This window comes from Mesobacillus selenatarsenatis SF-1, assembly GCF_000813125.1.
GTDB classification, from domain to species: domain Bacteria; phylum Bacillota; class Bacilli; order Bacillales; family Cytobacillaceae; genus Mesobacillus; species Mesobacillus selenatarsenatis.
Genome location: NZ_BASE01000107.1, coordinates 14,156 through 40,520, shown reverse-complemented (window position 1 = coordinate 40,520; position 26,365 = coordinate 14,156). Strand labels below are relative to the sequence as shown.

At 43.8% G+C, this 26,365-nt stretch carries 20 protein-coding genes, 1 other RNA gene and 1 other annotated feature; of the genes, 19 read left to right on the top strand and 2 right to left on the bottom strand.

The window, feature by feature from the left end; all coding sequences use genetic code 11:
- Positions 1-387 precede the first annotated feature (387 nt).
- The 7 genes from secDF to dtd all read left to right on the top strand — a co-directional run bounded on the left by secDF (position 388) and on the right by dtd (position 10,123).
- Positions 388-2,658 (top strand): protein translocase subunit SecDF, encoded by a 2,271-nt coding sequence (secDF, locus tag TY49_RS20425; RefSeq protein WP_041967758.1) that lies wholly within the window; start codon positions 388-390, stop codon positions 2,656-2,658.
- A 168-nt stretch (positions 2,659-2,826) separates the two neighbouring features.
- Positions 2,827-3,750 carry a cation diffusion facilitator family transporter gene (locus TY49_RS20420; protein ID WP_041967757.1) on the top strand — a complete coding sequence of 308 codons (924 nt, stop codon included), beginning with the start codon at positions 2,827-2,829 and terminating at the stop codon, positions 3,748-3,750.
- Between the two features lie 20 nt (positions 3,751-3,770).
- Positions 3,771-4,088 carry a LapA family protein gene (locus tag TY49_RS20415; RefSeq protein WP_041967756.1) on the top strand — a complete coding sequence of 106 codons (318 nt, stop codon included), beginning with the start codon at positions 3,771-3,773 and terminating at the stop codon, positions 4,086-4,088.
- 164 nt (positions 4,089-4,252) lie between these two features.
- A complete protein-coding gene (gene recJ / locus TY49_RS20410; protein ID WP_041967755.1) occupies positions 4,253-6,619 on the top strand; it encodes a single-stranded-DNA-specific exonuclease RecJ in 2,367 nt (788 codons plus the stop codon).
- Positions 6,610-7,122: an adenine phosphoribosyltransferase gene (locus TY49_RS20405; protein ID WP_041967754.1), complete on the top strand. Its 513-nt coding sequence runs from the start codon at positions 6,610-6,612 to the stop codon at positions 7,120-7,122. Before recJ ends, TY49_RS20405 begins: the two co-directional genes overlap by 10 nt.
- A gap of 314 nt (positions 7,123-7,436) precedes the next feature.
- Positions 7,437-9,629, top strand: coding sequence for a RelA/SpoT family protein (locus TY49_RS20400; protein WP_041967753.1), 2,193 nt, complete (start codon positions 7,437-7,439; stop codon positions 9,627-9,629).
- Between the two features lie 53 nt (positions 9,630-9,682).
- Positions 9,683-10,123, top strand: a complete 441-nt coding sequence (gene dtd, locus TY49_RS20395; RefSeq protein WP_041967752.1) for a D-aminoacyl-tRNA deacylase — start codon at positions 9,683-9,685, stop codon at positions 10,121-10,123.
- 342 nt (positions 10,124-10,465) lie between these two features.
- Here the strand turns inward: dtd and TY49_RS20390 are convergent, their stop codons facing one another.
- Positions 10,466-12,235, bottom strand: coding sequence for an N-acetylmuramoyl-L-alanine amidase family protein (locus TY49_RS20390; RefSeq protein WP_041967751.1), 1,770 nt, complete (start codon positions 12,233-12,235; stop codon positions 10,466-10,468).
- Positions 12,236-12,664: 429 nt separating this feature from the next.
- Positions 12,665-12,902 (top strand) — a binding site (T-box leader).
- Positions 12,903-13,053: 151 nt separating this feature from the next.
- On the opposite strand from TY49_RS20390, the gene hisS reads away from it, so the two are divergent.
- From hisS to TY49_RS20365, 4 genes are all read left to right on the top strand, one after another.
- Positions 13,054-14,331: a histidine--tRNA ligase gene (hisS, locus tag TY49_RS20375; protein ID WP_232310493.1), complete on the top strand. Its 1,278-nt coding sequence runs from the start codon at positions 13,054-13,056 to the stop codon at positions 14,329-14,331.
- A 13-nt stretch (positions 14,332-14,344) separates the two neighbouring features.
- Positions 14,345-16,120, top strand: coding sequence for an aspartate--tRNA ligase (gene aspS / locus TY49_RS20370; RefSeq protein ID WP_041967748.1), 1,776 nt, complete (start codon positions 14,345-14,347; stop codon positions 16,118-16,120).
- A 62-nt stretch (positions 16,121-16,182) separates the two neighbouring features.
- Positions 16,183-16,370, top strand: a non-coding RNA gene (gene ssrS / locus TY49_RS24380) — 6S RNA.
- A gap of 391 nt (positions 16,371-16,761) precedes the next feature.
- The gene (locus tag TY49_RS20365) at positions 16,762-17,523 is read left to right on the top strand and encodes a tRNA threonylcarbamoyladenosine dehydratase (protein WP_041967747.1); all 762 of its coding nucleotides are present in this window, start codon (positions 16,762-16,764) and stop codon (positions 17,521-17,523) included.
- 35 nt (positions 17,524-17,558) lie between these two features.
- On the opposite strand, the gene TY49_RS20360 is transcribed toward TY49_RS20365, so the two are convergent.
- Positions 17,559-18,833: a replication-associated recombination protein A gene (locus TY49_RS20360; protein ID WP_041967746.1), complete on the bottom strand. Its 1,275-nt coding sequence runs from the start codon at positions 18,831-18,833 to the stop codon at positions 17,559-17,561.
- 214 nt (positions 18,834-19,047) lie between these two features.
- Here TY49_RS20360 and cymR point away from each other — a divergent pair, with 214 nt between their 5' ends.
- The 8 genes from cymR to TY49_RS24375 all read left to right on the top strand — a co-directional run bounded on the left by cymR (position 19,048) and on the right by TY49_RS24375 (position 26,204).
- The gene (gene cymR / locus TY49_RS20355; RefSeq protein WP_041967745.1) at positions 19,048-19,470 is read left to right on the top strand and encodes a cysteine metabolism transcriptional regulator CymR; all 423 of its coding nucleotides are present in this window, start codon (positions 19,048-19,050) and stop codon (positions 19,468-19,470) included.
- Positions 19,471-19,566: 96 nt separating this feature from the next.
- Positions 19,567-20,721, top strand: a complete 1,155-nt coding sequence (locus TY49_RS20350) for a cysteine desulfurase family protein (RefSeq protein WP_041967744.1) — start codon at positions 19,567-19,569, stop codon at positions 20,719-20,721.
- A 43-nt stretch (positions 20,722-20,764) separates the two neighbouring features.
- Positions 20,765-21,880 carry a tRNA 2-thiouridine(34) synthase MnmA gene (gene mnmA, locus TY49_RS20345; protein WP_041967743.1) on the top strand — a complete coding sequence of 372 codons (1,116 nt, stop codon included), beginning with the start codon at positions 20,765-20,767 and terminating at the stop codon, positions 21,878-21,880.
- Positions 21,881-22,049: 169 nt separating this feature from the next.
- Entirely contained in the window at positions 22,050-22,709 is a 660-nt protein-coding gene (locus TY49_RS20340) for a tetratricopeptide repeat protein (RefSeq protein WP_041967742.1), read from the top strand.
- 81 nt (positions 22,710-22,790) lie between these two features.
- Positions 22,791-25,256 (top strand): SF1B family DNA helicase RecD2, encoded by a 2,466-nt coding sequence (recD2, locus tag TY49_RS20335; protein WP_041967741.1) that lies wholly within the window; start codon positions 22,791-22,793, stop codon positions 25,254-25,256.
- 112 nt (positions 25,257-25,368) lie between these two features.
- Positions 25,369-25,845 carry a PRC-barrel domain-containing protein gene (locus tag TY49_RS20330; protein ID WP_041967771.1) on the top strand — a complete coding sequence of 159 codons (477 nt, stop codon included), beginning with the start codon at positions 25,369-25,371 and terminating at the stop codon, positions 25,843-25,845.
- Between the two features lie 9 nt (positions 25,846-25,854).
- Positions 25,855-26,046 carry a YrzR-like zinc ribbon domain gene (locus tag TY49_RS20325; protein ID WP_041967740.1) on the top strand — a complete coding sequence of 64 codons (192 nt, stop codon included), beginning with the start codon at positions 25,855-25,857 and terminating at the stop codon, positions 26,044-26,046.
- A 23-nt stretch (positions 26,047-26,069) separates the two neighbouring features.
- Positions 26,070-26,204: a YrzQ family protein gene (locus TY49_RS24375; RefSeq protein ID WP_084135559.1), complete on the top strand. Its 135-nt coding sequence runs from the start codon at positions 26,070-26,072 to the stop codon at positions 26,202-26,204.
- The last annotated feature ends 161 nt before the right edge of the window (positions 26,205-26,365 follow it).

Here is a 26,365-nt window from a genome sequence, read left to right as displayed (position 1 = left end):
ATAGACATTCTGAGCGGGGAACACCTGTGAAATGTCTAACAAGAGGACTTTAATAGACATTTTGAGCGAGGAACACGGATGAAATGTCTAAAAAGAGAGCTTTAATAGACATTTTGAGCAGCGGATACCTGTAAAAATGTCTAAAAAGATTTAAAAGTTGGCCTATCCGGTATAGAAACTTTCAAAATGAACTGAAAAAATTCACAATCCGATTTTTTCTAGTGGGAGACCTTCTATATGTAGATAACGGCAAAAGCTTAATTGACAGTTTTTTTAAACTGTTACATAATTAGAATGCTATAAATTGGCTACTGTTTATTTTCTTAGTCTTAAGTTTTATTTGTCTGGCAGCATGTTCGTGCGAAGAATAAGGAGGATTTATACATAATGGTAAAACGCAGCCGCATCGTGGCCTTCCTTTTGCTGGTTATATTAATCGGAAGTGCCATGGGTGCAACAACCCAGAATATATTGAAAGATATCAAACTAGGTCTTGACCTGCAGGGTGGTTTTGAGGTCCTTTATGAAGTCACGCCTCTAAATGGCAAAGAAGGCGAGACGGTTGACCGTGAAACCTTAAAGAGCACTGCTGAAGCCCTTGAACGAAGGGTCAACGTCCTTGGTGTCAGTGAACCGAATATCCAAATCGAAGGAGATGACCGGATCCGCGTTCAGCTTGCTGGTGTAAAGGACCAAAACAAAGCGCGTGAAATCCTTTCTACTGAAGCGAATCTTACCTTCCGTGACGTAAACGACCGAGTCATGATGGATGGAAGTGACCTGGAAGAAAACGGGGCAAAGCAAAGCTTTGACTCACAAAACAAGCCAAGCATCTCGATCACTCTTAAAGATGGAGACCAATTCGGTGAAATCACGAAGGAAATCCGTGATATGTATCCTGAGAATCAGCTGATTATCTGGCTTGATTTCGAGGAAGGAAAAGATTCTTATAAGGAAGAAAGGATGAAGCCAGAACCTAGATTCCTTTCAAATCCTAATGTTGATAAGATCTTAAATCAAAAAAATGTTGAAATTACAGGTAATTTTACAATAGAAGAAGCACAGCAGCTTGCTTCATTGCTTAATGCTGGGTCATTGCCGGTTAATCTAGAAGAAACATATTCCACATCGGTTGGAGCGAAGTTCGGTGAACAGGCTCTTAATGAAACAGTTTTTGCTGGGATCATCGGCATTCTTGCAGTTTTCGTATTTATGCTGGTTTTATACCGTATCCCTGGAATTGTTGCAGTAGTTACCTTATCTATTTACGTATACCTTATCCTGTTAGTCTTTGATTGGATGAACGGGGTACTCACCCTGCCTGGAATCGCGGCCTTGATCCTCGGTGTCGGTATGGCGGTGGATGCGAATATCATCACGTATGAGCGGATTAAAGAGGAATTGAAGGTTGGCCGCAATATCAAAGCGGCGTTTGATGCGGGCAGCAAAGGCTCACTGTCTACAATCTTTGATGCCAACATCACGACTTTGCTAGCGGCAATCGTTTTGTTCGCGTATGGTACAAGCTCTGTAAAAGGCTTTGCGACCATGCTGATCATCAGTATCCTGGCAAGCTTTATCACAGCAGTCTTCGGTGCACGCTTGTTCCTTGGATTGCTAGTGAACAGTGGTATGTTCAAAAACAAACCAGGCTTGTTCGGTGTGAAGCAAAGTGAGGTCCATGATATTTCGGAAGGTTTAGATTCACTTGATTTAAAAACGAAATTCGATCGTTTCGATTTCATTAAGAGCCGCAACAAATTCTTTATGGCATCAGCGATTTTAATTGGTATAGGCTTGATCGCACTCCTCGTGTTCCGCCTGAATCTTGGGATTGATTTTGCGGCTGGGACAAGGGTAGAGGTCATGTCGGACAGCAAACTTACAGCGGCACAATTAAAAGAAGAACTAAAGCAAGTTGATTTGGAAACAAACGATATTGTCATCTCCGGTGATAATGGAGAAATTGGTGTAGCAAGGTTTAAAACAGTTTTATCCAAGGATAAGATTTCTGAGCTTAAATCACACTTCAAGGAAGAATTCGGTGCCGAGCCAAATGTTGGTACGGTATCGCCAACGATAGGTAAAGAACTGGCTAAGAATGCCATGATTGCTGTTGCCATTGCTGCCGTGGGGATCATTATTTATGTAACGATCCGATTCGAGATTTACATGGCGCTGGCCGCTATTATAGCACTGCTTCATGATGCATTTTTTATCATCGTTCTATTCAGTCTTACAAGGCTTGAAGTGGATATTACCTTCATTGCTGCCGTCCTGACAATTGTCGGTTATTCAATCAATGATACGATAGTTACTTTTGACAGGATGCGTGAGAATATGGTGAAGAAGAAACGCTTGAAGACACCAGAAGATATTGCTGATGTAGTGAATTCTTCTCTTCGCCAGACTCTCGGCCGTTCGGTCAACACAATCTTGACTGTTGTCATAACAGTCGTGGCTCTGTTGTTATTCGGAAGTTCATCCATCTGGAACTTCTCTTTCGCCCTTCTTATTGGTCTGATTGCTGGTACCTATTCTTCCATTTTCATCGCAGCACAGCTGTGGTATGTATGGAAAAATAAAGAGCTTAAGAAAAAAGGCACAATCAAGACTTACAAGGAAAAGAAAGTTTACTCAGATGAGCCGCAAGTTTAATTTCATAAAAGTAAATCCAAAATACCATGGGGTTACCCCGTGGTATTTTTTTGTCCATGGTTAGAAAAGCCATTTTTCAGGATAAAATAAAAGGAATGCCGACAGACTAAATATGGCGGAAAATGAAGAATGCGGATAAATAGCTCTGTACAGGGAGGGATTTTGCTATTGGAAAAAGATGTTCGATTTAAGAAAGCTGAATTTGCGGCAATGGTTGGTGTTGTCGGAAATATTATACTTGCAGCATTAAAGTGGGGAGTAGGCATTTATGCGAACAGTAAAGCACTTGTAGCGGATGCTGTCCATTCTGCATCTGATGTAGTCGGATCTTTAGCAGTGTACATAGGCCTCAAGGCAGCGAAAGCTCCGCCGGATGAAGACCATCCATACGGCCATGGAAAGGCCGAATCAATTGCTGCAATCATTGTCGCAGTCTTATTGATGTTAGTGGGAGTCGAAATCGGCAGATCATCGTTCGAAGCATTTTTTCATCCCATTGAACCTCCCAAATCAATCGCAATTGTGGCTGTTGTCGTTTCAATTATCGTAAAAGAGGGAATGTTCAGGTACAAATACAAATTGGGTAAACAATTGAAAAGTGATGCGCTGATCGTTAATGCGTATGAGCATAGATCGGATGTCTATTCTTCCATTGCAGCACTTATAGGGATCAGCGCTGCCGTGCTGGGCGGTATCTTTGGAATAGGCTGGCTGGAATATGCCGACCCGGTGACCGGGCTGCTTGTAGCCTTGCTGGTCATCAGGATGGCATGGAAGCTTGGCAAGGAATCAATCCACAACACACTTGACCATGTGCTTCATGATGAGGATACAGAAGAATTCAGAAACGTTGTACAGTCCATACCAGATGTGAAGAACTTAGATGAATTGCATGCCAGAGAGCATGGTCACTATGTTATCATTGATTTGAAGATATCTGTTGATCCACATATTACCGTAGAGCAGGGGCACCGGATTGGAAAAACTGTGAAAAAGAAACTGATGGAAAACAAAAATGTCCAAAACGTTCTGGTCCATATAAACCCATACAGTGAGAGTGGAAGTTCTGAAGATGACGTAGATATTCAATAAGTCTCAGGGGAGGAGATAGCATGAAGTTTCAATGGACATTGCTGCTGGGGCTTGCGTTTGCATTGATTGTTGCTGTTTTTGCAGTCATCAATGTCGATCCAGTAACAGTGAACTATTTATTTGGGGAATCAGAATGGCCATTAATTTTGGTCATCTTAGGCTCAGTATTGATGGGGGGAATCATAGTTGGCTCTGTCGGTCTATTCAGGATGTTTGTGCTTCAAAGGGAAGTAAAGACATTGAAGAAGCGAAACAATTCACTAGAAGCTCAGCTGGCTCAAAAGGAAACTCTGCCGGAGGAAACAGCACCCCAGCACGAAATAGAAGATATTCATTAATCTGCAAAAATGGCAGCATACAATTGTGCTGCCATTTTATTATTTTTGCCACTGTTTTAATACAATTCTTTGCTGTAAATAAATTAAAAGCCACTTATTAACATTCATTGTCATTGAAACCGACTCTTCGCTTTTGTATAATGAAAAAGCTGAGAGGTGATCGTATGTTAAAGCCAAAATCAAGGTGGATTGTTAAAAAATCTGACCAGACAATAATAGATTCACTCGCTAAAGACCTGAACATAAATCATCTGACTGCTTCTTTGTTAGTCAATCGCGGACTGGATACCGTGGAAGATGCCCGGTATTTTTTATTTGGGCAAAAAAGCGAATTTCACGACCCATTTTTGCTTAAAGATATGGATAAGGCAGTTGAGCGGATCAATAAGGCAATAGAAACACAGGAACCCATTTTGGTATTTGGTGATTATGATGCAGATGGTGTGAGCAGTACGACGGTCCTGATGAAAGCCCTGGCTGAACTCGGAGCGAACGCCGATTATTACATACCGAACCGTTTTACAGAAGGGTACGGTCCTAATGAGAAAGCATTCCGCAGTGCCGCAGACAGCGGAGTTGGCTTGATCATTACTGTCGATACGGGCATTTCAGCTCTTCATGAAGCAACTGTTGCCAAAGACCTAGGTGTCGACCTGATCATAACGGATCATCATGAACCAGGCCCAGTCCTGCCGGATGCGTTTGCCATCATCCATCCAAAGCTGGACGACAGTGTATACCCTTTCAAGGATTTAGCTGGCGTAGGTGTCGCTTTTAAGGTTGCACACGCTTTGCTTGGAAGAGTCCCAGAGCATTTGTTGGAGTTTGCCGCTATTGGGACAATTGCCGACCTTGTACCCCTGCTGGGTGAGAACAGGCTAATTGCTCTGAGGGGAATAGAGCAATTGAAGTCGAGCCAGACACCTGGGTTGAATGCACTGCTTAAGCTGGCTAAAACAGACAGGTCAGCCATTGATGAAGAAACAATCGGTTTTATGATTGGCCCGAGGATTAATGCAGCCGGAAGACTCGGCAGCGCTGACCCTGCCGTTCAATTGATGATGACTCAAGATCGTGATGAGGCGATGATGCTTGCGGAAGAGATTGATTCCATCAATAAAGAACGACAGAACATCGTTTCGCAAATTGCCGAAGAAGCAGTTGCTGAAGTGGAAATGTATTATCCAATAAAAGATAATTCAGTCCTTGTCGTTGGCAAGGAAGGCTGGAACGCAGGAGTCATTGGTATCGTAGCCTCCAAGCTCGTTGAAAAATATTATCGCCCAACGATTGTGCTCAGTTTTGATAAAGAGAAGGGGCTAGCGAAAGGTTCTGCACGCAGTATCGCCGGTTTCGATCTGTTTAAGAATCTATCAACCTGCAGAGATATCCTTCCACACTTTGGCGGACACCCAATGGCTGCGGGCATGACATTGGATCTTAATGATGTTGACACATTAAGGTCAAGCTTGAATGCTCTGGCAAAAGAGCAGCTGAAAGAAGAGGATTTAATACCGGTATCTCATATCGATGCCAGGATTGATGTTAAAGAGATTACGATTGAAACGATAAATGAGCTTGGAATGCTTTCTCCTTATGGTGTGAGCAACTCTAAACCGAAAGTGCTGATAGATGGAGCTAATATTTCAACACTGAGAAAGATAGGGGCAGATCAGTCACACCTTAAACTGGCACTTGAAGAGAAAGGTACCGTGATAGATGGTATAGGATTTGGCTTTGGACATCTCCATGACCATATCTCGCCGAGCTCGAAGCTGTCGGTCATAGGCGAACTATCGATCAACGAATGGAACAATATCAAGAAGCCGCAGATTTTTCTCAGGGATGTAGCAGTCAAGTCCTGGCAGCTATTCGATTTTCGCGGTCTTAAAAGATTGGAAAAGCTTCCAGACATGATTCCAGGGAGTAATATAAAGTGGATTCTCTTCAACCCTGATTTGAAAAATAAGTTTTCTCCTATTATCGGAGACTCATTGGAACTGGTATCCACAGATGAGAAAGCTGAGCAAATCGAGTTCGACCAATCCTATGTGGTACTGCTGGATCTGCCGCCTTCCAAAGATATCCTGGAAAAATTATTTGCCGGAAAAAATCCAGGAAGAATCTATGTCCATTTTTACAAAGAAAACAGCGATTTCTTCACGACTATGCCAACCAGGGAGCATTTCAAATGGTTTTACGCTTTCCTCGCAAAGAAAGAGCCATTTGATCTTAAACGTTATGGAGGCGAATTGGCCAAGCATAAAGGGTGGACAAAAGAAACTGTAGAATTCATGTCGCAGGTGTTTTTTGAACTAGATTTTGTTAAAATAAACAATGGGTTTATTTCACTTGAAAAAGATGTCCCGAAAAGGGACCTAACTGAATCCAAAACATATCAGCACAAGGTGCAAGCATTCACTCTTGAAAATGAATTGCTCTACTCATCGTATGAGCAATTGAAGAGTTGGTTTGACCAATTCATTCAAGAGTCGGTGAAAAATGAGGAGGCAATTATTCAATGGATTTGAAACAATTTGTAACAATCGTTCCCGATTGGCCAAAGCCCGGCATTAAATTTAAGGACATCACAACCTTAATGGACAATGGCGAGGCTTATAGATATGCAACAGACCAAATCGTGGCATATGCCCGTGAAAAGCAAATCGACCTTGTAGTCGGACCTGAAGCCCGCGGCTTCATCATTGGTTGTCCGGTTGCCTATGCACATGGCGTAGGTTTCGCTCCTGTCAGGAAGGAAGGAAAGCTTCCGCGCGAAACAATTAAGGTTAATTACGGACTTGAATATGGCAGTGATGTTCTGACAATCCATAGAGACGCAATCAAGCCAGGCCAAAGAGTTTTGATCACCGATGACTTGCTGGCAACTGGAGGAACGATTGATGCAACGATCAAGCTAGTTGAAGAACTAGGAGGAATCGTGGCAGGTATCGCCTTCCTGATTGAACTTACTTATCTCGATGGCCGTGAAAAGCTGGATGGCTATGATGTTTTAACCTTGATGCAATATTAAATTTACCGGGCGCTTCATTGTGAAGTGCCCTTTTCTTATAATCAGGAAAATTCTTTCAAAGGTATCCATTTTTGCAAAAATAAACCTATAATTGAATGAAAAGAAATATCTTTCGACAATATTTTTAAATTCTGCTGTAAAATCTCTTCCTTTCTCTTTACATCTTCGTTTTTTTTCTTTGATAATAGTAACAATCCTTTATAAGAATAATTATTGTATATATAGGATTTTCAATTTTACGTCGACTCTTTCCTTGGTTCCCGCTGGAGAAAAAATGCGGGTTTAATATAAAGAAAATTAAATTAGGTGATCCTATGGCGAATGACCAGGTAATGACCGCAGAACAAGTCATTGACTGTACAAAATCATATTTGAATGATGAACATGTTGAATTGGTAAAAAAGGCATATGAGTTCGCCAGACAGGCTCATCATGATCAATTCAGGAAATCCGGTGAACCGTACATCATCCATCCAATCCAGGTAGCAGGGATTCTTGCTGATCTTGAGATGGACCCTGCGACGGTTGCAGCTGGTTTTCTTCATGATGTTGTCGAAGATACGGATGTGACTCTCGATGATATAAGAGAGGCCTTCAATGGCGAGGTGGCAATGCTTGTTGATGGTGTCACGAAGCTTGGTAAAATAAAGTACAAGTCGCACGAAGAGCAACAAGCCGAAAATCACCGTAAGATGTTTGTTGCGATGGCCCAAGATATCCGTGTCATCTTGATCAAGCTGGCTGACCGTCTTCATAACATGAGAACTTTGAAGCATTTACCGAGTGAAAAACAGCGCAGGATTTCTAATGAAACGCTGGAAATTTTCGCACCGCTGGCTCACAGGCTCGGTATTTCAAAAATCAAATGGGAACTTGAAGATACAGCTTTACGCTATCTGAACCCACAGCAGTATTACCGAATAGTCAATCTGATGAAAAAGAAAAGAGCGGAACGCGAGCAATACCTTGTCGAAGTCATTGATGAAGTGAAGGAAAGGCTGCATGAAGTTTCAATCAAGGCTGAAATTTCCGGAAGGCCGAAGCATATCTACAGCATCTATCGTAAAATGGTACTGCAACACAAGCAGTTCAATGAAATCTATGATTTGCTTGCTGTTCGGATTGTCGTCAACAGTATCAAAGACTGCTACGCAATTCTTGGTATCATCCATACTTGCTGGAAACCGATGCCTGGCCGATTCAAGGATTATATCGCGATGCCAAAGCCTAATATGTACCAATCACTGCACACTACAGTAATCGGTCCTAAAGGCGATCCGCTGGAAGTCCAGATCCGGACAGATGAAATGCACAGGATTGCTGAATTCGGGGTTGCTGCCCACTGGGCATATAAAGAGGGCAAACCAACTGATGCTTCCAATTTTGAAACGAAGCTATCATGGTTTCGTGAAATCCTTGAATTCCAGAATGATACTGCGAATGCAGAAGAGTTCATGGAATCACTAAAAATTGATCTTTTTTCGGATATGGTATTTATTTTCACCCCGAAAGGCGATGTCATCGAATTGCCTTCAGGTTCAGTTCCAATCGATTTCGCTTATCGGATTCACTCTGAGATCGGCAATAAGACGATTGGTGCCAAGGTCAATGGCAAGATGGTGACTCTTGATTACCAGTTGAAAACGGGGGATATCATCGAGATCCTCACTTCTAAACACTCTTATGGACCGAGCAAGGATTGGTTGAAGCTTGCCCAGACCTCACAGGCCAAAAACAAAATTCGCCAATTCTTCAAGAAACAGCAGAAGGACGAAAATGTTGAAAAGGGCCGAGAGCTTCTGGAAAAAGAAATCCGCAATATGGATTTTGATGTTAAAGAAATTTTGACATCTGAAAATCTGAAAAAGGTTGCGGATAAGTATAATTTCACCAATGAAGAAGATCTGTTTGCCTCAATCGGCTATAACGGAATAACAGCCCTGCAGGTGGCGAACAGACTGACAGAGAAGCTTCGCAAGCAGCGTGACATGGAACAGGAAAAGGATATTTCGAATGCTGTCTCCGAGCTTAAGGCATTTACACCTGCTAAGAAGCGGGAGTCTGGCGTCCGTGTGTCTGGTATCGATAATTTGCTAATTAGGCTATCCCGTTGCTGCAACCCTGTACCTGGAGATGATATTGTTGGTTTTATCACAAAAGGCCGAGGAGTATCTGTTCACCGTTCTGATTGCACGAACATCCATACTGAGGACGCGCAGGCAAGGCTGATCCCGGTAGAATGGGAAACCGCCTTGAATGATCGCAAAGAGTATAATGTTGATATTGAAATCAGCGGCTATGACCGCAGGGGATTGCTGAACGAAGTACTGCAGGCCGTAAATGAAACGAAGACAAACATTACCGCAGTATCCGGAAAATCTGACAAAAATAAAATGGCGACTATCAATATGTCCATCGCTATCCATAATGTCAGCCATCTGCAGAGAGTGGTGGACCGGATTAAGCAAATTCCGGATATCTATGCTGTCAGAAGGGTAATGAGTTAGTCTGATTTCAACCATAAGCAAATTATGGAGACCGATGTGTAAGGAGATTCGCTATGCGTTTAGTGATACAGAGAAGCAAAGAAGCAAAAGTGACAGTTGATGGAAAGACAACAGGCTCCATTAACAAGGGATTTGTTATCCTTGTGGGCGTTACCCATGATGATACAGAAAAAGATGCTGCCTTTCTTGCCGAGAAGGCTGCTAATCTCAGGGTATTTGAGGATGAAGCAGGAAAGATGAACTTGTCCCTTCTCGATGTAAGAGGAGAGATTCTTTCCGTTTCGCAGTTTACCCTGTATGGTGACTGCCGCAAGGGGCGACGCCCGAACTTTATGGACGCAGCAAAGCCAGACCATGCGGAAACTGTCTATGAATCATTCAACACCTTCCTAGCTGAAAAAGGAATCAAGGTGGAAACCGGTGTATTTGGCGCCATGATGGATGTTCAATTGACAAATGACGGTCCAGTTACTTTGATTATCGATAGTAAATAAGCAAAAGTTAAAGAAGGTATCCCATTGTGCGGGATGCCTTCTTTTTAGTTTAAGGAGACTTGAGGTGCCTATGGATACCCTTTTGAGGAGGAATTCAATGACATAAATGTACTATTGCTAAGAAAGACACCTTAATGCGTCAGTCTGCGAGAAAGTAAGGGTACATTTTACGGAAAAAGACACCCTTATGCGTTAGTTTGCGAAGACATAAGGGTACCCTTCGTGAAGAAAGACACCCTTATGAGTCAGTCTTCGAGCCATAAGGGTACTTTTACAAGAAAAAAGACTGAAGACAGGTGAGCTGTCTTCAGTCGGGAATCTTCAAACTTATCAATCGTCTGCTTAATTATTTTTAAAATAGCGGGCCAATCCTTCAAATATACCGTTAGCTACTGCTTCCTGATATTGACTTGTATTGACAAGCATCTCTTCCGCGGGATTGCTCAAATAACCAAGTTCAAGCAGGACGGCAGCTTGCTTGTTTTCCCTTATGACGTGATAGTCCCCAAACCGAGTGCCTCGATCCTTCAACATTGTTTTGCTTACAATCGAAGAATGGATTTGTTCACCCAACGGCTTTTGTTTTGAATTGTAATAGTAAGTCGTCATGCCTCTTACAGTCCTATCATTGATGCTGTCGTAATGAATGCTGATAAAAGCATCGGCATTCTGGTAGTGGGAACTGCTAACCCTTGAACCTAGTGAAATGTATTGATCATTGTTCCTGGTCAGGATAACGTTCGTGCCGGCAGCTCTTAGTTTGTCATATAAAAGCTGGGCTGTTTTCAGGGTGAGCGTTTTTTCCAATGTTCCCCTTACACCAGTTGTCCCATTATCTCTGCCACCGTGCCCAGGATCGATGACAATCGTTTTATTCTTTGTATGCTTTTCCGCTCCCGGTCGCTCTATTTGCGGGGCAGTTCCCTGTACAGAAACAATCCAGCCAGCTACAAAGCCGCTCGCCCCATTTGGAAGCGCGATTTTATACCAATCTTTTTCGACGCTTATGATTTCAAAGCTGTCCCCCTGATTGGCACGGAAAATGACAGCTGTGCCGGTGCTTGGACCTTTGCGGATGTTTGTTCCATTATGAAGCATGGAGACACTGCTGTTTTTCACCGACTGGCTAGGGGCAGCGACAGATCCGTTTTTCTTTTTATCGAAAAACCACCCTGCTGCCCAGCCTGTTTTGCCAGACTGGAACTCAATCTTGACCCAATTGTTTTGTTCATCGAGGATTTTAAAGCTTTGTCCCTTTGATACTGAACCTATGACGCTTCCATCCAAGGAATTCTTGTCACGGACGTTCAGCTGGGAAGCGGTGACCGTGCCTGTGAATTGATCAATAGGCGTTGGGGCCTTTCCGCTATCAGCCACTGGTTTTCCACTGATTTTTAGATGCTCAGCGCTTACCCAGGCACTTTTCCCTGCGTAAGTAATCTCCGCCCAGCCATTTGACTGGGAATGGACTGTAACTGCAGCTCCATAACTTAATTGACCAATTTTTCCAGAGTTCATTGAAGGCTTTTCCCTGACATTCAAGGAAGTAGCGCTGACCGTTCCGCTTGTTTTGGTACTTGATGGCGGAGCTTCACTACTCTTGCTCTCTTTTGTAGTTATGTATTCCTTCGAGACCCAGCCTCGTAAGCCAATAGTGCTAACTTCTACCCAATTACCATTGGAGCTAAGGACTTCGACAGCTTGTCCACTGTTAAACGACCCTATTACCTGGTGGTTGGTGCCCGGACCTTTTCTAACCCTCAAACCATTGACTGTGACACTGCCTGTGGCTTTCGTATTTGGCGAGACAGCTGGTGAAACAGCTGTTTTGGCAGCTTCCTTGGCAGTAAACCATTGTGCTACCCATCCTTTTTTGCTGCCTCCAAGGCTGATCTGGATCCAATCGCCTTCCTCCTTGACGATAGAAAACTTTTCTCCCTTTTTAACTGAACCTGATATCGGGTAACTTAGTCCCGGCCCAGTCCTTACATTCAAACTTGTTGCAGTTATCGAGACACTTCCATTATCCGCCCGAGCTGATTCTAAAGCTGGAAGGCTCCCGAAAATGAGCATCAAGCAAAGGATGATAGGAACCATTCTGTTTTTGGGCAATGATCTCCCTCCCTCTCTCATTCTCTTTAAAAATATATTACCTGATTTTTCCGGTAAAATCACGAGGACTTTTCTCTTATATCGGTATTAAACGAGAAAAATTCAAGTGTAAAAAGAATATCGTAATTTCATGAAAAATTATCATAAGGACTGGGAAGAATAGAAAGCAATAAACAATGGAAGGTGATACCATGCGGTTCAGTGATAAAGGAAGATCTGCTTCATTTGGGGAGAATCAACTATTCGGGGTGGATTTCCACGATTTTATCCAAAAGGAACAAAGCACTAACACTGTAGAATTAGCTTCAGAATTTGGGCTGTCTCTCCGAGATGTAAGAAAACTGAAAAAACAGATTGAACGTTCTTGAATAGTGCTTGACATTGCCATTTCTACTCCGTATTATAATATAAATAAAATGTTATATAGAAAACATACCGTTGATGGAGCATAGTAACCTTGATACACGTGGAAAGAGAGGAAATGCCGTGGCTGAAAGCATTTCTGCATGATGACCTGGTGAATGAACACTCCGTAGGATTTTCTCTGAACATGGGTAATTCCATCATTAGGAGAGGACGTATTCAGGCGTTAACTGTTAAAGAGGAAGTGCATTCATGCACTTCAATTAGGGTGGCACCACGGGAATTCAAAGCTCTCGTCCCTTGTTATTATGGCAAGGGATTGGGGGCTTTTTTGTATTCTTTTTTTTACATAAGGCTAGTTTTTCATAGGAATGTTGCTAGATTCGCGATGTTCCAGAGCAAGATATAAGTACGAGCTTATAAAATGATTTGAAATGAATGGAGGAGGATGCACTGTGTCTAATCAAATTAATATCCCGCGCGGAACACAGGACATTTTGCCAGGACAGACAGAAAAATGGCAACTCATTGAAGCGAAGGCGAGAGAACTTTGTGAAAGATATCAATATCGGGAATTAAGAACACCGATTTTCGAGCATACAGATCTATTTAAAAGGAGCGTTGGTGATACAACGGATATTGTCCAGAAAGAAATGTACACCTTCACTGACAGGGGTGACCGCAGCCTTACGCTTCGTCCTGAAGGTACAGCAGCGGCTGTTCGCTCATTTGTCGAAAATAAGATGTTTGGAAGTCCTAATCAGCCAGTGAAGCTCTACTATATGGGACCTATGTTCCGTTACGAACGTCCGCAGGCAGGTCGTTTTCGCCAGTTTGTCCAGTTTGGTGTTGAGGCAATGGGAAGTGCAGACCCTGCAATTGACGCTGAAGTGATTTCCCTTGCCATGTCCCTTTATAAGGAACTGGGATTGAAAAAGCTCAAGCTTGTTGTGAACAGCCTGGGAGATAAGGAAAGCAGAAAAGCTCACAGGGATGCTTTAGTTAGCCATTTCCAGCCTCGGATTGGGGAATTCTGCAGCGATTGTCAGAACCGTCTTGAAAAAAATCCAATGCGAATCCTGGATTGCAAAGCAGACCGTGGCCACGAATTGATGAAGTCCGCACCATCGATCATCGATTATCTGACGGATGATTCTGCTCAATATTTTAATAAAGTGACGAAGTATTTGACGAATCTGGGGATTGAATTCGAGGTCGACGCCAATCTAGTACGGGGCCTGGATTATTATAACCACACAGCCTTTGAAATCATGAGTGATGCTGAAGGCTTTGGAGCTATCACGACTCTATGCGGCGGCGGCAGGTACAATGGCCTTGTCGAAGAAATCGGCGGACCGGAAACACCTGGTATCGGATTTGCGCTAAGCATTGAAAGATTGCTTGCAGCATTGGAAGCAGAGGGTGTCGAGCTTCCGGTCAATGAAGGAATTGAATGCTACCTCGTTTCATTGGGGGAAGAAGCCAAAGATTATACTGTTGGCCTGCTCCACAATCTGAGAATGGCCGGATTTTCTGCGGAAAGAGATTATCAGGATCGTAAAATCAAAGCCCAATTCAAGGCTGCTGACAGGATGAATGCTAGATATGTGGCAGTGCTGGGTGAGGATGAATTAAAAGCGAATAAAATCAATCTAAAATCAATGGCGGACGGGGAACAAACCGAACTGCCGCTTGAGAGTTTTATTGAAAAATTCAAAGAGATTTGTAAGTAGAGGGGGAGTTTCGATGTTTGGGAGATCATATTTTTGCGGTGAAGTAACGGAAGAGGCAATTGGTGAAAAGGTAACGCTGAAAGGCTGGGTCCAGAAGCGTCGTGACCTGGGCGGACTGATTTTTATTGACCTGCGCGACAGGACAGGCCTTGTCCAGATTGTTTTCAATCCTGACGTTTCACCAGAAGCACTTTCGCTCGCAGAAAAAGTCCGTACAGAATACGTTCTTGATGTAAAAGGGACAGTCATTGCCCGCAGTGAAGGAAGTATTAATGGAAATCTTAAAACTGGAAAAATTGAAGTCCACGCTGAAGAGCTGACAATCATCAATGAAGCGAAGACTACACCTTTCGTGATCGCTGATAAAACAGATGTATCAGAAGATGTTCGTTTGAAATACCGCTATCTGGACCTTCGTCGCCCGGTAATGTTCGAAACTTTTAAAATGAGACACCAGGTAACTAAAGCGATTCGTGACTTCCTTGATGGCGAAGGATTCCTTGATGTTGAAACGCCGATTTTAACAAAGAGCACACCTGAGGGAGCACGTGACTATCTAGTACCTAGCCGTGTCCATCCCGGTGAATTCTACGCTCTTCCTCAGTCGCCGCAAATTTTTAAACAGCTGATGATGGTTGGCGGATTTGAACGCTATTACCAGATTGCCCGCTGCTTCCGTGATGAGGACCTCCGAGCTGACAGACAGCCGGAATTCACGCAAATCGATATTGAAACAAGCTTCATGAGCCAGGAAGAAATCATGGGCCTGACTGAACAAATGATGCAAAAAGTTATGAAGGATGTAAAAGGCGTGGACGTGACAGAGGCATTTCCTCGCATGAGCTATGATGAGGCAATGAGCCGCTTCGGTTCTGACAAGCCGGATACTCGTTTTGGAATGGAACTTGTTGATCTTTCAGAAACGGTTAAAGATTCCGGCTTCAAGGTATTTGCTTCTGCAGTTGCAAACGGCGGCCAGGTGAAAGCAATAAATGTAAAAGGTGCGGCAGCAAACTATTCACGTAAGGATATTGATGGATTGACTGAGTTTGTTTCTGTATACGGTGCCAAAGGTCTTGCATGGCTGAAAGCCGAAGAGGACGGCTTGAAAGGCCCAATCTCGAAATTCTTTGGAGAAGAAGAACAGGCAGCACTTCAGTCCAAGCTAGATGTTTCGGCTGGGGACCTTCTGCTTTTCGTAGCAGATAAAAAGTCTGTTGTAGCAGACGCACTTGGAGCGTTGCGCTTAAAGCTTGGTAAAGAGCTCGAATTGATTGACCAGAGCAAATTCAACTTCCTATGGATTACAGATTGGCCACTATTAGAGTTCGATGAGGAAGCAGACCGTTATTACGCGGCACATCATCCATTCACGATGCCAGCGCGCGAAGACCTATCTAAGCTGGAGAGCGATCCTGCAAGTGTTAAGGCACAGGCATATGACCTTGTCCTCAATGGCTATGAGCTAGGTGGCGGATCTCTAAGGATTTTCGAAAGAGATGTCCAGGAAAAAATGTTCTCAGTGCTTGGTTTCACTAAGGAACAGGCAGTCGAGCAGTTTGGATTCCTTCTTGAGGCATTTGAATATGGCACGCCTCCACATGGCGGAATCGCCCTGGGCCTTGACAGAATGGTCATGCTCCTTGCTGGCAGAACTAACCTTCGCGATACGATTGCGTTCCCGAAAACAGCAAGCGCAAGCGATCTGCTCACAGACGCCCCTGGCGAGGTAAGCGAAGCGCAGCTCGATGAACTGCATTTGTCATTAAAAATTAAGAAGGACCAGTAATATCCAGCGTCCATATCCTTGAAGTTCAATCAAGCATATGGTAATATAATAACAACAGATGAAGAGTCCTGATGTGTTCGTTGTTTAACCTGAAGTTTTGACCTAACATCTATCCTTCGGGAGTTCGCGTTTCCAGGCCGCGTAAATGCCTCTGGCTAGAGGACTTACAGAAACCCGGAACAGGGCACCCACCTGCTGAGAGCGGGTTCAAGACGAAGGCAACCAACACGACGGCACGATTGGGACTCTTCCTACATACGTAATCAAAAACCATGCGGATGCATGGTTTTTTTGTTTTTTCGGGCTGATTGAAGCGGTGTGAGTGTTGCCGGACAGAAATACGAGAGAATGTGCAATTCTTGTCCGTCATAGGGGTGATGACGGACAGAAATACAAGAAAATGTGCAATTCTTGTCCGTCATAGGCGTGATGACGGACAGAAAAGCGAGAAAATATGTTAATCCTGTCCGTCATTTAGTTGATAACTCCCCCTCATCCTTAAACTTAATACAACTTCCAGACCCTTATCCAAAAACATACACTTTAATTCCTATAAAAATACTTGAAATTAACGCCGGGTATGTTATATTCAAAAGCGGGTATAGATAGTAACATCAATCTTATATTTGGAGTGAGTCAGGATGCTTCATCAATTTTCTCGTAATGAATTGGCCATAGGCAAGGAAGGCCTTGATATAATGAAAAATAGTACCGTCGCTGTTTTAGGGATAGGCGGGGTCGGTTCGTTTGCGGCAGAAGCTTTAGCTAGATCGGGTGTTGGTAAATTGATTCTGATCGACAAAGATGATGTCGATATCACCAACGTTAACCGTCAGCTTATTGCTCTTCTTTCCACTGTCGGCAAGCAGAAGGTAGAAGTAATGCGCGACAGGATTATGGATATTAATCCTGAATGCGAAGTCATTGCGTTAAAAATGTTCTATACAGAAGAAACATATGAAGAGATTTTTGGCTACAATCTGGATTTTATTGTGGATGCTTCTGATACAATCTCTTATAAGATCCATCTTATCAAGGAAGCGATTAAACGTGACATCCCAATGATTTCGAGCATGGGAGCAGCTAATAAAATGGATCCGACGCGGTTCCAGATTGCTGACATTTTCAAGACACACACTGATCCACTCGCCAAAGTCATTCGTACTCAGTTACGCAAAGAAGGAGTCAAAAAGGGGATTCCGGTTGTTTTTTCAGATGAAAGCCCGATTGTGATCCGTGAAGATGTGCGCAAAGAGGTCGGCAATGATAATGCCGAAATCCGGAAGGCGAAAATGCCGCCATCTTCAAATGCGTTTGTTCCCTCAGTGGCTGGGCTCATTATGGCGAGCTATGTTGTCAGGGAGCTTTTAAAAGGCATTGAAATTGAACGTGTGAATAGCTAAAAAGCGGCAAGGACCATGATTGATGGTCCAGCCGCTTATTTTTTTTGCCCTGTAATCTTTTCGTAAATCGCTGCAATTGCCTGTTCGAATTTCCCGGTCTTCTTTGGCTTGTAATAGACCTTGTTCTTGATCCTGTCGGGGAGGTACTGCTGTTTGACCCACCCGCCTTCATAATCATGTGGGTATAGATAATCAACGCCTCTTCCCAGGTCTTTCGCACCTTTATAATGGGCATCCTTTAAATGGTCAGGAACTTCTCCGCTAATACCGGAACGGATGTCAGCCAGTGCTGAATCAAGAGCAACATAAGCAGAATTGGACTTTGGAGACAGACATAGCTCTATAACCGCATTCGCCAGCGGAATTCTTGCTTCCGGAAACCCGATACGTTCTGCTGCTTCTATAGCTGCCAGCGTCCGTTGTCCTGCCTGCGGGCTTGCCAGTCCAATATCTTCATAGGCGATGACAAGGAGTCTTCGGTTGATGCTGACTAGGTCGCCTGCTTCTATCAATCTGCCCAGGTAGTGGAGCGCGGCATTCACATCACTGCCTCTGATGGATTTTTGAAAACCTGACAGCACATCATAATGAGCGTCGCCGTCTTTATCATGTGAGAGGCTTTTTTTCTGCATGCATTCCTCTGCTGCTGCCTCGTCGATATGAATGATTCCATTCTCATCGGGTTCAGTAGAAAGGACTGCTAACTCCAGTGCATTCAATGAACTCCTAACATCTCCACCTGAAGCGGTTGCGATATGGGTGAGTGCTTCTTCTGTAATTTCAATATTTAAGTTTCCCAGGCCTCGTTCTTCATCCTCAATCGCTCTGCGTAAAGCCGCTTTTATATCATCAGGTTCAAGCGGCTTAAGTTCGAAAATCTGGCACCTTGACCTGATTGCGGGATTAATAGCGTGATATGGATTGCTTGTGGTCGCCCCAATCAAGACAATCATCCCATTTTCGAGGTAAGGAAGCAGGAAATCCTGCTTCGCTTTATCAAGGCGGTGAACCTCATCGAGAAGCAGGATGACCTTTCCTGACATTTTCGCTTCAGCAGCGACAACTTCCATATCTTTTTTATTATTGGTAACAGCATTCAGCGTCCTGAACGCGAAATTCGTGCTTCCTGCAATAGCGCTGGCAATCGAGGTTTTTCCGATGCCGGGCGGACCGTAAAGGATCATCGAGGATAATTGCCGAGCCTTGACCATCCTGTTTATGATTTTTCCTTCAGCTACAAGATGTGATTGGCCGATCACTTCCTCAATCGTCCGCGGCCGCATCCTGAAAGCAAGAGGTTTTAGATTCATGCTCATCGCTCCAATAACGCTTATTTCGTATATATACAATAACACGAACGTGGGACTTGCGCATGGTCCACGCAATTTGTGCTATAATTGCAAAAGCCTACCTATTGACTGAGGATTTTGATACTATTTATAGTGAGAGAATGCCATATGGGGCATTATGAATATATCTGAAAAAAACAGCTAACTTTTAAGAAAAAAGGAAAAGAGGTGCCTTATGAAAATATCCACGAAAGGACGCTATGGATTGACAATCATGATCGAGTTGGCCAAAAAATACGGAGAGGGCCCGATTTCTCTAAAATCCATTGCGCAAACAAATGATTTATCAGAGCATTACCTGGAGCAATTGGTTGCGCCGCTAAGGAATGCCGGCCTGGTAAAAAGCATCAGGGGAGCATACGGCGGCTATATATTAAGTTCGGAACCATCAACCATCTCGGCGGGGGACATTATCCGTGTCCTGGAAGGACCTATCAGCATTGTTGAGGGTATAGAGGACGAGGAACCAGCCAAGCGTGAGCTTTGGACACGAATCAGGGACGCGGTCAAAGACGTACTCGATAATACGACAATCGAAGACCTCGCCAATCATTCAGACAACTTTGGCGAGTCTGACGCTTATATGTTTTATATTTAGGTTTTCTTCGTAAATCTTGTTGCCTGCACAACCCATCATTAATGGAGATGCAATAACGGCAATTTTAAAAAAAACTTCTGAAGAGAGGGTAAGACTTTGGAAAGAATCTATTTGGACCATGCAGCCACTACACCCATGCATCCGGACGTACTCGCGGAAATGGTCAAGGTAATGGAAGCGGAATTTGGCAACCCTTCGAGCATCCATCATTTCGGTCGTGAGGCAAGAAAGATACTCGACGATACCCGTGATGAACTGGCAAAAAGCATCGGAACGAAGGGAAACAATATTATTTTTACAAGCGGCGGCACTGAAGCAGATAATCTGGCTATTATCGGTTATGCGGAAAATAATCGGTCTAAGGGACAGCATATCATCACGACTCAGGTTGAACACCATGCTGTCCTGCATAGCTGTGAGGAATTGGAGAAACGAGGGTTTGAGGTCACATATCTGCCGGTGGATGAGCATGGCCAGATATCCATGGAATCATTCAAAAAGGCATTACGTGATGATACGATTCTTGTGACGATAATGTACGGAAACAATGAGGTAGGCACGATCCAGCCTATCACAGAGATTGGTCAAATGCTAGCTGGTCATCAAGCTGTTTTCCATACAGACGCTGTCCAGGCGTATGGCATTGAAAAGTTAGATGTTGATGAACTTAAGATTGATTTGCTTTCTGTTTCAGCCCATAAAATCAATGGCCCCAAGGGGATTGGTTTTCTTTATATCCGTGATGGAATCAAGCTGGCGCGTCAGCTTTTCGGCGGCGAACAAGAAAGAAAACGCCGTGCCGGCACCGAGAATGTAGCAGCTATTGCCGGGTTTCGCAAAGCAGTTCAGCTATCCCAAAAGGAGCTTGAAACAAAACGCAGCTTCTATAATGATTTAAGGAATTTGTTCATCGATAAAATTCAAATGAGCGGAATCTCTTTCCAGCTGAACGGATTGCTTGATAAATCACTCCCTCATATTTTAAACTTAAGCTTTCCGGGCACGAATGTCGAAGCGATGCTTGTGAATCTTGACCTATCTGGAATAGCTGCTTCCAGCGGTTCAGCGTGTACTGCGGGTTCAATCGATCCCTCGCATGTTCTTGTCGCGATGTTCGGAAAAGAAGATGATAAGCTGACAAATTCTATCCGGTTCAGCTTCGGTTTGCACAATACAAGAGAACAGATAGAAAAAGCAGCAGAGGATACGGCGAAAATTGTCCGCAGGCTTGCGAAAAATAGCCAGGTTTAAGGGAAGAATAAGTTTTATAGGAAGAGAAAAGAGGTGAAGCATAATGGAAAAATCACCTAAGGATACAAGAGTGGTGGTTGGAATGTCCGGCGGTGTTGATTCATCTGTTGCTGCGCTCATTTTGAAGGAGCAGGGATATGATGTGATCGGCATCTTCATGAAAAACTGGGACGACACGGATGAAAACGGAGTCTGCACGGCTACCGAGGATTACGAGGATGTGATCCGCGTCTGCAACCAGATCGGCATTCCATATTATGCGGTCAATTTTGAAAAACAATATTGGGATAAGGTTTTCACTTATTTCCTAGATGAATATAAAGCAGGCAGGACGCCTAACCCGGATGTCATGTGCAACAAGGAAATCAAATTCAAGGCATTCCTTGAGCATGCAATAAACCTGGGCGCAGATTACCTGGCGACAGGTCATTATGCGCGAGTGGAAGACCGCGACGGGGAACGCAAAATGCTTCGTGGGCTGGATGAAAATAAGGACCAGACTTATTTCTTGAACCAGTTGAGTCAGGACCAGATAGAAAAAGTGTTGTTCCCAATCGGAAATCTGGAAAAATCCCGTGTCAGGGAGCTTGCAAAAGAAGCGAATCTTGCCACAGCAACTAAAAAAGACAGCACCGGCATCTGCTTCATTGGTGAAAGGAATTTCAAGGAGTTCCTTGGAAATTATCTTCCGGCCCAGCCGGGAAATATGGAGACGATGAACGGCGAGGTAAAAGGGAAGCATGATGGGCTGATGTATTATACTATCGGCCAGCGCCAGGGTCTAGGCATTGGTGGATCAGGTGAACCCTGGTTTGTTGTCGGGAAAGACCTCGAGCGCAATGTCTTGCTTGTTGAACAAGGCTTCCACAACGAACTGCTTTATTCAGACAGCATCACGGCGGTTAATGTCAGCTTTGTATCTGACAAAGAGAAGCCTAGTACGTTCGAATGTACAGCGAAATTCCGCTATCGTCAGCCTGATAATGCTGTAACGGTCGAGCTGCAGGATAATGGAACTGCAAAAGTTTTGTTCAAAGAACCAATACGTGCCGTGACTCCTGGACAGGCTGTCGTTTTCTACGATGGGGAAGAATGTCTTGGCGGAGGTACGATTGATGAAATTTTCAAGAATGGGAACAAACTGACATATGTCGGTTAATCCTGTTAAAATCCCCGGCGGGCCAGCTTCGCCGGGGATTGTTTTGGCTTAGGCTCTTTTTCGGATTTTTTCTGCAAAATTGAAAAATCTACAGGTCAGTTGTTACCTCGAAAAGAGTCTAAATCCTGCCGTAATATGGTATACTTTCATGGAGAATGGAGTGTTAAAAATGGATAAAAACCAGACAGGTATTGAGTTTATGAAAGAAGGCAAATGGGAAGAGGCTGCCAAGGCATTCGCGGAAGCGATTGATGCTCAGCCAAAAGATCCTGTTGCATACATAAATTTCGGAAACGTCCTCACAGCAGTGGGGGATACCGAAAGAGCAATGAACTTTTACGATAAAGCGATCAGCCTTGATGAGAATGCAACTGCAGCATACTACAGCAAAGGCGGCGTTTATTATGATAGCCAAAATTTCGAGGAAGCAAAAAACATGTTCGAACTTGCTTTGAAAAAAGGGCTGGATACTGGCGATAACTTTTTTATGCTGGGAATGAGCCTCGCGCAGATGGGAAGCAGCAAGCTTGCGTTGCCATACTTACAGCGCAGTACAGAACTTCTCGAAATTGATGCCGAAGCCCATTTCCAATATGGACTTTGCCTTGCAAGGGAAGGTTTTATCGACGAAGGTATTAATGCGTTTGAACTGGCAATATCGCTGGATCCAGAGCATACGGACGCCCTCTATAATCTTGGTGTAGCTTATGGCTACAAGGAAAATGGCGAAAAGGCGCTCGAGATGTTCAATCGTGCATTGGAAATCCAGCCAGATCACTTGCTTGCAGGCCACGGCAAGAAATTGATTGAGGGACAAGATATCCATTAATTTAGGATCTTTTCTTAATCTTTTTTGCGCAATGCGAAAACAGTCTTAATCAAATTGAATTGACGGAAAGGGGGAAGTACTTTGGACAAACAGGACTCGCTTGATTTGTTTTCAGAACAAGGCAAGTTCATGAAAGGGAAGCATCTTGTTACCATTTTTCATAATGAACAGAATCTATACACAGTCCTGAGGATCAGGGTTGAGGAGACAAATGAGCAGTACGAAGATAAGGAAGCAGTCATTACAGGGTATTTCCCCCGGATTCATGAGCAGGAGACTTATATTTTCTTTGGTGAGGTCAAAGAGCACCCTAAGTTCGGCGCACAATTCCATGCGACTCACTTCCGGAAAGATCTGCCACAGTCAAAGCAGGGGATCATCAGTTACCTTTCCGGTGATCTTTTCAAAGGAATCGGGAAGAAAACAGCAGAGAAAATTGTCGATACACTTGGTGAAAAGGCCATCACGAGGATTATCGAGAAACCGTCTGTCCTTGACCAGATTCCAAAGCTTGCGCCTGAAAAAGCAAAGGAACTTTATGACACATTAATGGAACATCAGGGCCTTGAACAGGTAATGGTCGCATTGAACGAATTTGGCTTTGGCCCTCAGCTGTCGATGAAAATTTATCAAGTATACAAGGAAAAGGCGATTGATGTTATTCAAAACAATCCTTACAAGCTTGTGGAGGATATTCAAGGCATCGGATTCGGAAGGGCGGATGAACTGGGCGGCCAGCTCGGGCTGACAGGTAACCATCCTGACCGGATCAAGGCTGCCTGTCTCTATACACTTGAGAACTCAAGCATCCAGGGCGGGCATGTGTTCATGGAAGCGGAAGAGCTCCTCGTCGAGGTGAAAAAGCTGCTTGAAGACAATCAGAATGTCGAAATTGAATTTACTGATATCTCGAACGAAATCATCAATCTAGGTGAAGAAGGAAAGCTGGTTGCCGAAGAACAGAGAGTCTATTTGCCATCCCTTTATTATTCGGAAAAAGGCCTGGTTGTGAACATTAAAAGGATTCTTGAGCAGACAGAATACGAAAATCAATTTCCTGAATCGGAGTTTCTCCTTGCTCTAGGAAATCTTGAGGAACGCCTGGGTGTCCAATATGGGCCAAGCCAGAAGGAAGCGATCCAGACAGCGCTTATGTCACCGATGATGATTTTGACCGGTGGTCCCGGCACAGGTAAAACGACGGTCATTAAAGGAATCGTTGAGCTATATGCAGAGCTTCATGGCTGTTCTCTGGACCCGAAAGATTACAAAAAAGAAGAACCTTATCCATTCTTGCTTGCGGCGCCGACTGGCCGTGCGGCAAAGAGGATGACTGAGTCAACCGGTCTGCCTGCCGTGACAATCCATAGGCTGTTGCGCTGGAATGGCGCAGAAGGTTTTGATCATAATGAAGACCAGCCGCTTGAGGGAAAGATATTGATTATCGATGAAACCTCAATGGTTGATATATGGCTCGCCCATCAATTATTCAAATCTCTGCCTGACAATATTCAGGTGATCGTAGTGGGAGATGAAGACCAGCTCCCTTCAGTAGGTCCTGGCCAGGTACTGAAGGATCTATTGGATTCTAGCAGGGTCCCGACTGTGAGGCTGACGGATATCTACAGGCAGGCTGAAGGTTCGTCAATAATCGAACTTGCCCACCAAATCAAAAAAGGCTATCTGCCAGACGATATTTCTGCCCAACAGCCTGACCGTTCTTTTATAAAATGTACGACAAGCCAGATTCCTCAGGTAGTCGAAAAGGTTGTCGCCAATGCTAAGAAAAAAGGGTATTCCCCGAGGAACATCCAGGTGCTGGCGCCGATGTACCGTGGTCCAGCCGGTATTGACCGTCTGAACGAACTGCTGCAGGATCTCTTCAATCCGAATTCAGATGGAACGAGGAAAGAGCTTGCGTTTGGCGATCTGAAATATCGTATCGGGGATAAGATCCTTCAGCTAGTCAATCAGCCGGAAGCCAATGTATTTAATGGTGACATGGGTGAGGTTGTTGCGATATTTTACGCAAAGGAAAACACGGAAAAGCAGGATCAGCTGATCGTTTCCTTCGACGGTATAGAAGTTACCTATAATAGGCCGGACCTCTCGCAAATCACCCACGCTTATTGCTGTTCCGTGCATAAATCCCAGGGTAGTGAATTTCCAATTGTCGTCCTTCCAGTGGTAAAAAGCTATTTCAGAATGCTGCGCAGGAATCTAATTTATACAGCAATCACCAGGAGTAAGCAATTTCTCATTCTCGTTGGCGAAGAAGAAGCACTTAAAATGGGGATAGAACGCGGTGAAGATACCGAAAGGAATACAACACTGGTTAAGAAGCTTGTACAATTACTGCCTGAATTGCAAGATGAAAGGAATACAAAGGATCAAAGCGGGTCTCAGTCGGAAAATAAACTCCAAAATGAAAATAGTACCGGCAAAGATAAAAAAATGGATTATATTGAAATCATCAAAAACGCTGATCCGATGATCGGAATGGACAATCTGACTCCTTATGATTTTATGGAGGAACAGGAAGCATAAGAATCTGCAGTCAATGCGGATTCTTTTTTTATTTTCCATGGAAATCCTTACACCACATGATTTTAGCGAAGGGGTGGAAACTAAGATTGTTCGGGAAAGGCGGGACACACTTTTGCGGACATTTTCACTTTTAAAGGGACTGCCTGTATATGAATTGGCGAGTGGACAAAAACTGGGCGAAGTTTGTGATGTGAGCATTTCTGGCAATGGAAGCGTAGTAGGCTTACTTGTAAAAAAGGGTGCGTTCATCAAAAAAACGTTTCAGGTGAAAGTGGATCAGGTTTCATCCTTTGGTGAAGATGGAGTCATGGTGAAAGACAAGTCAGCCTTGGAGCGATTGGAGACAGAGCCGGAATATACATTCGAACATAATAAGAGCCTTGCTGGGAAAGCGCTTCTTACGAAAGAAGGAGAACAGCTGGGACTGTTAGAGGATGTATATTTTATGGAAGAATTGGGCACGATTGTAGGGTACGAATTAACGGATGGCTTTTTTTCGGATATCGCGAATGGGAAGCGTGTCATAAAGACCACTGGTCCGCCTGCAATCGGAAAGGATGCCATCGTCGTCACTGTTAAATCGAGATGAGGTGTCCTTATGTTAAGTTGTCCCAATTGCAGAAGCAAGGATATAGGTAAAATTGGCATCAACCAATATTACTGCTGGAATTGCTTCATCGAACTGTCTCTGAACAATGGCTTGATCCATACCCATCAAGTCGAAGAAGATGGAACATTGAGCTCACTTGATGATTTATTTGAGGAAGATCAACGTCAATACGGCATGTAAAATAAATCGAAGAGGTGAGACACATGAATAAAATGTTAACCTCCGTAATCGCATTAGGTGCTGGTATGGCAGCTTACAATTATGCTTCCAACAATAATATGATGTCTGGAAGGAAAATGAGGAAGCTTGGCAAGAAAATGACGAGAGCTTTATTCTAATAAGCTGAGCCAGTCTAATTGATAAACCCCTGTAATTTCCGCAGGGGTTTTTTTATGTAGGCTCTTTTCTCAAACATTGTTGCTATTGACTACAAAATAGGATTGAATGACCTTGTTTCTTCAGAAAAATTACAGCTTGTTATGAGGAAAGAACCGACACA